Genomic DNA, 12257 nt, shown 5'->3' with positions numbered 1-12257 from the left:
TTCTAATTTCCGCGATGCATTTGCCGCAGAGCGGCCCCCTGTTTATAGCAATTATGATTCTCGCGATGTCATGGCTCCGACGGAGCCTCCTGTGTTCGCTATGCCGTTACATGCCTGACGGCATTTCAAATGCGCTGATGCGCTGCTGGTGCTACCAATGTTTCGTGCCTAACGGCACTGTTAATGGTGGATGCTCAATCGCGTCAGCGATGTAATATTGGTAGCATTGCGTATTTTCGGAAGGTATGCAAATGCCGCTAGGCATGTAACGACGAATATTGCGCGCGCCTCTGCTGCTGTTCGTGCAGGGTATGTGCTGTGGCGCTACCAACGTTTCGTGCCTGACGGCACTGCTGATGATGGATGCTCAATCGCGTCAGCGATGTAATATCGGTAGCACTCCACATTTTTCTGAGGGTATGCAAATGCCGTCAGGCATGTAACGACGAATATTGCACGTCTCTGCTGCCGTTCGTGCAGGGTGGTATATGCGCGGGGAAGATTTTGATGTAAGACAATGTTTTTTTGCGGTTCATTCGTTGGGGCGGCTTTCCGTTTTTACAACAATTGAATTATCGTGATCAATTTGCCGCAGACGGTCCCTGTTTATAGAAATTTTGATTCTCACGATGCTATGTCTCCGGCGGAGCCTCCTACGTTCGCTATGCCGTTACATGCCTGACGGCATTTCAAATGCGCTGATGCGCTGCTGGTGCTACCAATGTTTCGTGCCTAACGGCACTGTTAATGATGGATGCCTAATCGCGTTAGCGATGTAATATTGGTAGCACTCCACATTTTCGGAAGATATGCAAATGCCGTCAGGCATGTTACGACGAATATTGCGCGCGTCTGCTGCTGTTCGTGCAGGGTATGTGCTGTGGCGCTACCAATGTTTCGTACCTGACGGCACTGTTAATGATGGATACTCAATCGCGTCAGCGATGTAATATTGGTAGCACTCCACATTTTCTGAGGGCATGCAAATGCCGTCAGGCATGTTACGACGAATATTGCGCGCCTCTGCTGCCGCTCGTGCAGGGTAGTATATGCGCGGGGAAGATTTTGATGTAAGACAATGTTTTTTGCGATTTATTCGTTCGGGTGGCTTTCAGTTTTTACAACAATTGAATTCTCGTGATCAATTTGCCGTGGAGCGGCTTCCTGTTTGTAGCAATTGTGATTCTCTCGATATTATGGCTCGGGCGGAGCCTCCTACATTCGATATGCCGTTACATGCCTGACGGCATTTCAAATGCGCTGCGTTACTACCAATGTTTCGTGCCTAACGGCACTGTTAATGATGGATGCATAATCGCGTTAGCGATGTAATGTTGGTAGCATTTCGCATTTTCGGAAGATATGCAAATGCCGCCAGGCATGTAACGACAAGTATTGCGCGCCGCTGGCGCTTGTCATGCGGGGGCGTATCTGCGTGGCGATCATCATTGGTAATTAGACAACGGTTTCGTTATCCGTTCGCTGCGGAGCGGCCCTCTGTTTATTGCAATTGTGGTTTCCGCGATGAATTTGCCGCAGAGCGGCCCCCTGTTTGTAGCAATTGTGATTCTCGCTATTATGGCTCCGGCGGAGCCTCCTACGTCGCTATGCCATTACATGCCTGACGGCATTTCAAATGCGCTGATGCGCTGCCGGCGCTACCAATGTTTCGTGCCTGAGGGCACTGCTGATGATGGATGCTCAATCGCGTCAGCGATGCAATATTGGTAGCACTCCACATTTTCGGAAGGTATGCAAATGCCGCTAGGCATGTAACGACGAATATTGCGCGCCTCTGCTACTGTTCGTGCAGGGTATGTGCTGTGGCGCTACCAACGTTTCGTGCCTGACGGCACTGCTGATGATGGATGCCCAATCGCGTTAGCGATGTAACATTGGTAGCAGCCCGCATTTTCGGAAGATATGCAAATGCCGCCAGGCACGTAACGACGAATATTGCGCGCCTCTGCTGCCGTTCGCGCGGGCTTCATTGTGCTTGTCGAACCAAACGTTAACGACGGTTCTCACGATCGCCATTTAATTCAACTTTTTTGCCATTACTGACAATAGGTTGTCATTCAGGCACTATTTATTTGGAATGAAATTAATATTCACTTCAAACAAACAACCCTATGACAACGATCATCAGCAATGGTACGCCAATCAGTTATCGCATTTACGGCAGCGGCCCCGCGACGTTGCTTTTTGTCCACGGCTCTTTTATCGACCAGACCTACTGGAAAGAGCAGGTGTCGTTTTTCAAGGAGAAATACAAAGTCGTGACGATGGACCTCGCGGGCCACGGCGAATCGGGCACAAGCCGAAGCGAATGGACACTTCGGGGTATGGCGGACGACGTGGTTAACCTCATTAAGGAATTGCATCTCGAAAATGTGATCCTGGTGGGCCATTCCCTCGGTGCGAACCTGATCCTGATAGCCGCAACTACCTATCCCGATCCGATTATCGGTTTTATCGCGGTGGATAATTTCAAAAACCTTGCGACGCCGCTTCCCGCCGAGTACGATAGTCAGGTGGAGGAGATCATCGAAAGCTCCAAGAGAGCCTATGCCGATACCAACGAGCATTATGCCCGCATGGTGCTCCTCACGCCGGACACGCCGCAATGGATTACCGATAAAGTAGTAGCCGCCTACCGCAATTCGTATGAGCCGATGGGCCAGCAAACTTTGCCGCAATTTTTCATGATGGACCAGATCGAGCGGGAAGTGCTGCCGTCGCTGAGGCCGAAAATGAACCTCATTAATGTCAACTATATGCCTACTAATGTGGAGGCTTTGGAGAAAAATGCAGTCAATGGTTATGCATTGATCGAGATCGCCGGAACTTGCCATTACCCGATGCTCGAATCGCCCAAGGCGCTGAATGAAGCGTTGGATGAGGTGATCGACGGCGTGCTGGAAGCGAAAGTTACTGCGTGACACCTGCGAGCCGCGCGCATTCGCGTTCGAGCGTCTGTACTTCGGCGGGAGACTTGGAAAGTTCGATGGCCCGGCGGTAGTGTTCCGAGGCTTGCGTGGTAGAAAGCGGCGTGTAAAGGTAGCCCAGCAATGCGTGGTAGTAGGTATTGCCGTTTAGTCCGAGCTTTTCGGCTTCTACCAGTCCGGCCTCGTTGCCGTATACTTTCGCGTAGGCAAATGTGCGGTTCAGCGCCGTCGCGGCGGAGTATTCGGTGACGATGAGTTGGTTATACAAATGCAGGATATGCGCCCATTTCACCGTTTCGGGCGGCGTGGTATGCCAGTAGGCAATGCCGGCCTCGATGTGGTATTTGGAGACCGCATTGCCCGAACATGCGTTGACGAGGTAATAATTGCCGCGGTCGATAAGCGCCCGGTCCCACAGATTTGGGTCCTGCGCCTCGAATAGCACGGTATGGCCATGGTCGTTCAGGCGGGCGTCAAATCTTGAACTTTGGTAGCACATCAATGCCAGCAATGCCTGCACCTGCCGCGCATTGGTAAGCGGGTTTTCGGCGAGCATATGCGTGAGGCGCATGGCTTCCGAGCAAAGGTCTTTGCGGATGAGGATATTGCCCGATTTGGAAAAATAGCCTTCATTGAACAGCAGGTACAGCGTGCGAAGTACCACATCGAGCCGCGATTGCACTTCTGCGGGTAGCAGCGGACCTGTCTGGAACCGGTCGTTTCTCAGGTTGGCACGCGCCCGCAGTAGCCGTTTTTTAATGGTTTCGGGTTTGGAAAGAAACGCGTCTGCGATCTCGGCAACACTGAAACCGCAAAGGATCTGCAATGCGAGGCTGATCTGGCTTTCGGGAGAATTGGCGGGGTTGCACACCGCGAATATCATGGCGAGCTGACTGTCGGCGATGGTTTCGACGGAGAAATCGAATGCGGGTTGTTGTCAGCCATGAATGCGAATTTACTTACGCTGTACAATTTCCCTCACCTCGATATTTCCACCTATTTTGAAGATCGGATTGGCCTTAGCGAGTTCCACTGCTTCGTCGATGGTATCGGTTTTGACGATTACGTAGCCGCTCACGAATTCCTTGATTTCGGTGAACGGGCCATCGGTTACTATATTATCCGCATACACCGTTTTGGCGCTTTCGTTCGAGAGCGTATTGCCTTTGTCGGCGAGCTTGTTCTGCGCGGCAATGCCCGCGAGCCAGTTCATGCGCTCCTGTATCTGCTCGGGTGTGGGGCGGAAGTCTGTCTGATTGTCTAGTCGGAAGATTAATGCAAATTCTTTCATGATATACATTGGTTTGATTTGCCCTTTGACGATCGCGGGCCTTGGACGGGGACAATGCAATTTCAAATAAACCGGATTGTAACAAAAACGCAAGTCGATCGTCTATGCCATGTCAAGTGTAAGCAACGGCTTCACATCCAAAAACAAAAGAGCAGGCGTTTCGTCTGCTCTTTTTTAGTGAACAAAAGCCCTTCGGTCAGCCCTTTTCAGGACCCGAACTAGCCCACATAGACTCCGGTGTATCATTTAATTTCTGGCCCCTATACATTCTCACAAACCGCCGCTGTTCTTCCAATCCGTTCGATTTTGCCCAGCGCAATGCTGCTTTGTTGGGTGCCGGAATATCCACAAATACCGGCAGGCCATTGAAATGATGCAACATCGCGTCACAGATCTGTCGACCTGCTTCGGGTGTGGACGCAATAGCCGGACCGAGCTGTACCGCATTGCGGCCCTTGCGCGAACCCGCGTACGCGAGGTCGTCCTCGAACATGGAGTAGTAAAATGTATTGGAGCGCAGCAGCGCATTCAGGAACGGTTCGCGGCGGGTAGCGGTAATGCGGAAATCGAGGTCGAGGATGGGAGGGACTGACGTTTCCTGTGTCCAGGGCATTGCCTCGTCGTCGAGGCCGCCGTGCATTTTGGCAATACCTTTCATTCGCACCACTTCATATTCTTCCTGAAACCCGAGTTTTTCGTAAAGCCCTTTTCCCAAAACCGTAGCATCCAGTCGCTGCGTGTCGATCCCGAGATCGTCCAAATGGCTTATAGCACGCTCCATCAGCTTCTGACCAATGCCCTGGTTCCGCGCCGCGATATCCACCAGCACCATAGCAATCCAAGCCACCCTGCCAAAAATGCACGTCGTTACTGTTCCGACCGGCGCTCCGGCGGCAGGCGTACCGGCGACAGGCGCTCCGGCGACAGGCGGCCCTGCGGCCGGCGCTCCTGCGACAGGCGCTCCTGAGCCCGCCACCCCTGTGGCCAATTCAGCGAGGAAGCAACCTTCGGGATGGAGGGCGAGCGCACGGTGCCAGTCGGCTTCCAGCTGGTTCCAGCCAGCCTGTTGTACGAGCTGCATTCCGAACGGTATGTCGGCGACTTGCATTTGGCGGATGATGATCGGGTTCTCCAATTAAATTTAAGTTACGTATATGCTAATGCGGTTGTTTTGGGGTTTAAACTTGCAGCTAGTAGCTTGCTTTTTTATTACTATCTGATTTTTAGTCAAATAATAGATGTTGCGTCGATATTTAATTAAAATCTAATCACTTTCGGTCGGTGTTCCAAATGCCGGCAGGCAATCTTTGCATTACGCCTGCCTCTTCTTTTTGACGCAAACCTGAAAGGAACAACTATGAAGATGAAGAAAACGATACTCATTATCGAGGACGACCTGCGTATTGCGCAGAACATTTACAGGGTTTTACAATCGGAAGATTTCGATGCCGGGATCGCCCGTGACGGGCTGGAAGGCAAGAAAATGGCGCTGGAAGGCCGGTATGATCTCGTTTTACTGGACATTAACCTGCCGGGAATGAATGGTTTCGACGTTTGCAGGCAGATTAGGCAGTTTAAGCCGGTGTTGCCCGTCATCATGCTCACCGCTTACGGCGAGGTGGAGGATAAGGTCGAAGGACTCGGCAAGGGTGCGACGGATTACATTGTTAAGCCGTTTGATTTCAGGGAGTTAATGGCCAGGGTGAACGCGGCATTGCGGCTTTCGGATATTGGAAATGAGGATGCGGGCAAGAGGGTACTCTCTATCGCCGATCTGCAATTGAATGTGGATACCAAAGTGGTAACCCGCGCCGGAAAGTTCATCGGGCTGACAGCCAAGGAGTTTGCATTGCTCGAATACTTCCTGCTTAATCCGGGTACGATCATTTCCAAGATGGACCTGGCCCGGAACATCTGGCATTTGAACTTTGATCCCGGGACGAATTTTGTGGAGGTTTACATTAACTACCTGCGCAAGAAGATTGACAGGGATTTTGATGTGAAACTGATCCAGACCAGGCCGGGGCTGGGGTATATGCTGATGGTTGGTGGGTGATTTTGGGGCATGCTATCGGGCGTGAATTGGGCATGCAGCTGGGGCATGCAGTTGGGGCGAAGTTGGGCGTAGTCTGTGACTACGTCCGAGCGTCATGCGGTCTCTGACCGCAACATCATGCAAGCCGGTCAGAGACCGGCGTCCGCTCGGACGTAGTTAGAAACTACGCCCAACCTGATTACGTAAATGACTTATAGTTAGCTAAATAGCCTCTCTAATTACCCTCTTCTAATTTTCTTCTAATTTACTTCTAACGATTTTCTAAATGCAAAAATGGTGGCCCGGACGTGGACTTTCCCAATCTTTGCAAAGTCAAAAACAAGAGTTATGCGATTTTACCTGATCGGGTTACTGGCCTGTGTGAGCATTGTGTCACAGGCGCAGGATACCCTCAAAGTGACTGTCCGGCAGGCGGACAGTCTCTTTTTGAAAAACAACCTGACCCTGCTCGCCGAACGTTATCAGATCGACATTGCGAAGGCGGCCGAAATCCAGGACAAACTTTGGGATAACCCTAATCTGAATGTCGAATTGAGCGCTTACAACCCGTCGAGAGGATGGCTGGATGTGGGCCGGGGAGGGCAGAAGTTTGTCAGCCTGCAACAGGTCATCACCCGCGCCGGCAAGCGTACGAAGCAGGTGGCGCTCGACGTGGAGACCACACGAAAAACCGAGCTGGAATTTTTCGACCTCGCGCGGACTTTGAAATTCGATCTCCGGCAGATTTTTTTCGAAACCTATTTCCTCAGGCAGACCTTGCAACTGATGGATAATCAGATTGGTACGCTGGCAACTACGGTGGAGGCTTTTGATAAAGAATACGGCCGGAACAATGTGTCGCTGAAAGAAGTGGTCAGGCTGAAAGCATTGCTGTTTCAACTACGGAACAACCGGGCGGATATTCTTTTTGAAATAACTGAAAATCAGCGCGACCTGCGGATTTACTTCAACAGCGAAGCCTATGTAATGCCGGTCGTGGACAGCCTGGAAATGGCACGGTACCACGTTGAGGCACAGACATTGGAGCAGCTGGGAGACCTCGCATTAGTGCGCCGGACGGATCTGAAAGTAGCCGAGTCGGCCGTAAAGCAGGCTGAATTGAACTACACGCTGCAAAAGGCGTTGGCAAAACCGAATGTCCAGGTAGGCGCGGTGTACGACCAGGCAAGCAACTACCAAAACCATTACCTCGGTATTTCCGCGGCAATGGACCTGCCTTTTTTCAACCGGAACCAGGGAAATATCCGGGCGGCCAAAAGTGGTATCAGCTATTTCAAAACGCAGGAAAATGCCAAAAGGAACAGTATCAGCAATGAGGTGAATGCGGCCTGGAACAAGGTAATCGTAGCTGAGAATACGTATCGGAGCGTCGAGGACCGCTTTACCGACCAGTTTTCGCAGCTCAACCGGGGCATGTACGACAATTTCCAGAAAAGAAACATTACCCTTCTCGAGTTTATCGACTTTATCGAAACCTACAACGAGAGCATCCGGGAGTTCAACCGGCTGCAATCCGATCGCATTAAGGTTTACGAGGAACTGAATTTTGTCGTCGGGGAGGAATTATTCGGCTTTTAAAACCATCAAAAACACATGCAAAAAATAGCTATTGCCATTCTGGGCGGAATGGTGGCCGTGTGGGCTACGTCCTGTCAGAAGCAAACCCGCCCGCAGGAAGAATCCACGGCATTTATGCTTTCCGATTCGATGATGAGGGAAATCGCGCTGGATACCGTGGTGACGGAAACAGTGCGCAACGAGCTGACATTGGTAGGGAAGGTAGTGCCGGACGAGAACCGGGTGATCCGCGTGTTCCCGCTCGTGGGCGGGAATGTGGAGGATGTGAAAGTGGAGTTGGGCGACCACGTGCGCAAAGGCCAGGAATTGGCCACGATCCGTTCGGGCGAAGTGGCTGATTTGGAGCGGCAAATGATTGAGGCACAATCGGATTTGCTGATTGCGCGGAAGAACCTGTCGTCTACCGAAGACCTTTTCGAGAGCAAGCTCGTACCCGAGCGCGAGGTGATCACGGCCCGTCAGATAGTAGATAAATCGCAGGCCGAACTCGATCGCGTGAAGGAGGTATTTGCAATTTATGGTATTTCAAAATCAGCCAGTTATGTAGTACGATCGCCCATCGACGGCTTTATTATTGACAAGAACATAAACCGCGGTACCCAGCTTCGGTCGGACAATGCCGAGAGCTTGTTTACCGTCGGCCAGATTTCGGACGTATGGGTAATGGCGAATGTCAACGAAAGTGATATTCCCAAAATCCGGGTGGGTATGCCTGCGGATATCAAGACGATCAGCTTCCCGGACGAAGTTTTTAACGGGAAAGTGGACAAGATCTACAATGTACTCGACCCGGAAACGCGCGCGATGAAGATCCGCATCCAGCTATCCAATGCGGGCTACCGCCTGAAACCCGAAATGCACGCCACCGTATCCCTCAATTTCGAGGAAAACACCCGGATGCAGTCGATACCGTCCAAAGCGGTGATTTTTGACAGAAGCAAAAACTGGGTACTCGTTTTCACCAGCAAAAGCAAAATCGAAGCCCGGCCCGTGGACATTTTCCGCAACCTCTCCAAACGCGCTTACATCAGCAGCGGGCTGGCCGACGGCGAGCAGGTCGTGTCGAAGGGGCAGCTGTTGATTTACAATGCATTAAGCCAATGAAGTTCAGGAGTCTATGAGTTCACGGTTAAACTCATGAACTCATAAGCTCAATAACTCTTTTATCATGAACAAATTCATCCGTGGCATCGTGGGCTTCTCGCTCAGGAACCGCTTTTTTATATTTTTTCTGACCGGACTGCTGGTGGTGGCGGGCGTGGCGAGTTACCGGGCGACGCCGCTGGAAGCATTTCCGGACATTACCAATACGCAGATCATCATCGTTTCGCAATGGAACGGGCGCAGCGCCGAGGAGATCGAGCGGTTTGTGACGCAGCCGGTCGAGATTGCAATGAACTCCGTGCAAAAGAAGGCCAATGTGCGGAGCGTAACGATGTTCGGGCTTTCCGTCATTAAAATCATATTCGATGACGGCGTCGAGGATTTCTTTGCGAGGCAACAGGTTAACAACCAGCTTCGTACGGTATCGCTTCCAGATGGCGTCGACCCGGAAGTGCAGCCGCCTTACGGGCCTACGGGCGAGATTTTCAGGTACACCCTCGAAAGCAAGGACCGCGACAGCCGCGAGCTGCTCACATTGCAGAACTGGGTGATCGATCGTCAGTTACGGAGCGTGCCGGGTGTGGCGGACGTGGTTGCATTCGGCGGGCGCGAGAAGATTTACGAAGTGCAGGTGAACCCTACCGCATTGGCGAAGTACAATATCACGCCGCTGGATGTGTATGAGGCGGTTACCAAAAGCAATATCAATGTGGGTGGCGATGTGATCGAGAAGAATGGTCAGGCGTACGTGGTGCGCGGGATCGGCCTGCTGGAATCGGCCCAGGATATCGAGAACATTATCGTCGAATATGTGAAAGATTACCCGGTGCTGGTGAAGCACGTGGCGGATGTGAAGGAGTCGGATCTGCCACGGGTAGGGCAGGTGGGACTCGATGAGCGCGACGACGTCGTGGAAGGCATTGTGGTGCAGCGGAAAGGTGAAAACCCGAGTGAGGTACTGGCAAATATCAAGGAGAAAATCACCGAGTTGAACACGAAAATATTGCCGCCCGACGTGAAGATGAAAACCTTCTACGACCGCGATAACCTGATCGAATTCTGTGCGGAGACGGTAAAGCATAATCTTTTGGAAGGTATTGTGTTTGTGACGGTTATCGTGTTTTTGTTCATGGCCGACTGGCGCACTACGGTCATCGTGTCGATCATCATTCCGCTCGCATTGCTTTTTGCATTCACCTGTCTGTATCTCAAAGGCATGTCGGCCAACCTGCTGTCGATGGGCGCTATCGACTTCGGGATCATTATCGACGGGGCCGTGGTGATGGTGGAAGGAATATTCGTCGCGCTCGATCATATGGCGCACAAGCGGGGCATGGAGCGGTTCAACCGGCTGTCTAAATTAGGTTTAATCAAAAAGACGGGCGGGGAGCTCGGAAAGGCTATTTTCTTCTCCAAACTCATCATTATCACGGCATTGATACCCATTTTCAGTTTCCAGAAAGTGGAAGGTAAAATGTTCAGTCCGCTGGCCTACACGTTGGGTTTTGCATTGCTGGGCGCATTGTTTTATACGCTCACGCTTGTGCCTGTGCTGTGCTCCTTTTTGCTGAACAAGAATGTGCGTGAGAAGAATAACCCGGTCGTTAATTTCTTCGATAAAACCGTTTCACGTGGGTTTGAATGGTGTTACGGGCACAAAAAGCTCAGTATGATCGCCGCGACGGTATTCCTGGGAGTCTCCCTTTTTTCAGCCACATTGCTCGGGACCGAGTTTTTACCCCAACTGAATGAGGGCGCATTATGGGTGACCGCCGAACTGCCTATGAGTATGTCGCTGCCGGAGAGCGTAAAAATGTCGCAAAAGATCCGCCGCGACCTGAAAACTTTCCCGGAAGTGAAGCAGGTGCTCTCACAGGTCGGGCGCTCGAACGACGGTACCGATCCTAATGGCTTCTATTTCTGTCAGTTCCAGGTGGATCTGGTGCCGCAGAAAGAATGGAAGCGGAAGATTAATGTAGAACAGCTGACAGACGAAATGAACAAGCGGCTCAGCAACTATCCCGGCGTTTTGTACAACTATTCCCAGCCGATCGTCGACAACGTGGCCGAAGCTGTGGCGGGTTACAAAGCGAGCAATGGTATTAAAATATTCGGTTCCGATTTGCAGGAGCTCGAAAAATACGCCAACGTAGCGATGGACGCTGTCCGGAATGTGGACGGTATCAAGGACCTCGGCCTGATCCGCAACATCGGTCAGCCGGAGATCAGCGTGATCCTGCACGACCACAAAATGGCGCAATACGGCGTAAGTACCGCCGATGCCCAGGCAGTGATCGAAATGGCGATCGGTGGGAAGACGGCCTCGATTTTGTACGAAGGCGAACGGAAATTCGACATTCGTTTGCGCTACAAAGAAGCATACCGCGCCGACGAGCAGAGCATTCAGCAACTGATGGTACCGACGCTTACGGGTAGTAAAATCCCATTGAAGGAAATCGCGACGATCCGCAAAATCACCGGTCCGGCATTCGTTTACAGGGATAATAACAAGCGATTTATCGGTGTTAAATTTTCTGTCCGCGGCAGAGATCTGGGCGGGACAATCGCCGAAGCGCAGCAGCGCGTGAAAGAAAAGCTTACCGATCTGCCGAAAGGCTACTCGGTGGAATGGGTAGGAGAGTTCGAAAACCAGGTGCGTGCCACCGACCGGCTCGCGCAGGTGGTGCCGGTGAGCCTGATAGGCATTTTCATTTTGCTCTTCATTATGTTCAGCAATGCCAAAGACGCCGGTTTGGTACTCGCCAATGTGCCGTTCGCATTGGTGGGCGGTATCCTCGCGCTGCACGTCACGCATATGAACTTCGGGATTTCCGCCGGCGTCGGATTTATCGCATTGTTTGGGTTATGTGTGCAAAATGGGGTGATACTGATTTCGGTATTTAACAAAAACCTGGCGGCGCGCATGCCGCTGGAAGAGGCTGTCCGGCAGGGTGTGAAATCGCGGATCAGGCCGGTGGTGATGACTGCGCTCATGGCGGCGATCGGTTTGCTGCCTGCGGCGATGTCGACCGGTATCGGTTCCGAGACCCAGAAGCCGCTGGCCATTGTGGTGATCGGCGGGCTCATTACGGCGACCATTCTGACCCTGCTCGTTTTCCCGATTATTTACACATTTTTCAACCGCAAAAAGCAGGGCAGGACATCGCGTTTTACCGCGTCGTAACCGGCTGTTTTGATTTGGTTACATTAAAAAATTACATAACGTAGATCGTTCATTCTCAGGCGGGCAGTGCCGGGCGGGAGTAACTTTTGTGACGCG

The 12257-nt window shown here is 51.8% G+C and carries 8 protein-coding genes; 5 read left to right on the top strand and 3 right to left on the bottom strand.

Going from position 1 to position 12257, the window contains the following annotated elements; all coding sequences use genetic code 11:
- Positions 1 to 2132: 2132 nt before the first annotated feature.
- Complete coding sequence (locus BLQ88_RS25550) at positions 2133 to 2942, top strand: alpha/beta fold hydrolase (protein WP_090155790.1); 810 nt, start codon at positions 2133 to 2135, stop codon at positions 2940 to 2942.
- Here BLQ88_RS25550 and BLQ88_RS25545 read toward each other — a convergent pair.
- The 3 genes from BLQ88_RS25545 to BLQ88_RS25535 form a co-directional block, all read right to left on the bottom strand.
- Complete coding sequence (locus BLQ88_RS25545) at positions 2932 to 3831, bottom strand: RNA polymerase sigma factor (protein WP_176885101.1); 900 nt, start codon at positions 3829 to 3831, stop codon at positions 2932 to 2934. The two genes, BLQ88_RS25550 and BLQ88_RS25545, sit on opposite strands and share 11 nt — an antisense overlap.
- Before the next feature lie 72 nt (positions 3832 to 3903).
- Positions 3904 to 4239, bottom strand: coding sequence for a YciI family protein (locus BLQ88_RS25540; RefSeq protein WP_090155998.1), 336 nt, complete (start codon positions 4237 to 4239; stop codon positions 3904 to 3906).
- A 196-nt stretch (positions 4240 to 4435) separates the two neighbouring features.
- Positions 4436 to 5374: a GNAT family N-acetyltransferase gene (locus BLQ88_RS25535; protein ID WP_090155788.1), complete on the bottom strand. Its 939-nt coding sequence runs from the start codon at positions 5372 to 5374 to the stop codon at positions 4436 to 4438.
- 222 nt (positions 5375 to 5596) lie between these two features.
- Between BLQ88_RS25535 and BLQ88_RS25530 the strand changes: the two genes are divergently transcribed.
- The 4 genes from BLQ88_RS25530 to BLQ88_RS25515 all read left to right on the top strand — a co-directional run bounded on the left by BLQ88_RS25530 (position 5597) and on the right by BLQ88_RS25515 (position 12161).
- Positions 5597 to 6295, top strand: a complete 699-nt coding sequence (locus tag BLQ88_RS25530) for a response regulator transcription factor (protein WP_374754772.1) — start codon at positions 5597 to 5599, stop codon at positions 6293 to 6295.
- A 327-nt stretch (positions 6296 to 6622) separates the two neighbouring features.
- A complete protein-coding gene (locus BLQ88_RS25525) occupies positions 6623 to 7873 on the top strand; it encodes a TolC family protein (protein WP_090155786.1) in 1251 nt (416 codons plus the stop codon).
- Positions 7874 to 7888: 15 nt separating this feature from the next.
- A complete protein-coding gene (locus BLQ88_RS25520) occupies positions 7889 to 8977 on the top strand; it encodes an efflux RND transporter periplasmic adaptor subunit (protein ID WP_090155783.1) in 1089 nt (362 codons plus the stop codon).
- Between the two features lie 64 nt (positions 8978 to 9041).
- Positions 9042 to 12161, top strand: coding sequence for an efflux RND transporter permease subunit (locus BLQ88_RS25515; protein ID WP_090155781.1), 3120 nt, complete (start codon positions 9042 to 9044; stop codon positions 12159 to 12161).
- Positions 12162 to 12257 lie beyond the last annotated feature (96 nt).

Source organism: Dyadobacter soli (assembly GCF_900101885.1).
GTDB lineage: Bacteria > Bacteroidota > Bacteroidia > Cytophagales > Spirosomataceae > Dyadobacter > Dyadobacter soli.
This window is presented reverse-complemented; position numbering and strand designations above follow the sequence as displayed.

What these genes read in the sequence shown, in the direction of transcription:
- BLQ88_RS25550 (WP_090155790.1), top strand. Translation starts at nt 2,133, where the DNA reads ATGACAACGATCATCAGCAATGGTACGCCAATCAGTTATCGCATTTAC.
- BLQ88_RS25545 (WP_176885101.1), bottom strand. Translation starts at nt 3,831, where the DNA reads ATGATATTCGCGGTGTGCAACCCCGCCAATTCTCCCGAAAGCCAGATC.
- BLQ88_RS25540 (WP_090155998.1), bottom strand. Translation starts at nt 4,239, where the DNA reads ATGAAAGAATTTGCATTAATCTTCCGACTAGACAATCAGACAGACTTC.
- BLQ88_RS25530 (WP_374754772.1), top strand. Translation starts at nt 5,597, where the DNA reads ATGAAGATGAAGAAAACGATACTCATTATCGAGGACGACCTGCGTATT.
- BLQ88_RS25525 (WP_090155786.1), top strand. Translation starts at nt 6,623, where the DNA reads ATGCGATTTTACCTGATCGGGTTACTGGCCTGTGTGAGCATTGTGTCA.
- BLQ88_RS25520 (WP_090155783.1), top strand. Translation starts at nt 7,889, where the DNA reads ATGCAAAAAATAGCTATTGCCATTCTGGGCGGAATGGTGGCCGTGTGG.
- BLQ88_RS25515 (WP_090155781.1), top strand. Translation starts at nt 9,042, where the DNA reads ATGAACAAATTCATCCGTGGCATCGTGGGCTTCTCGCTCAGGAACCGC.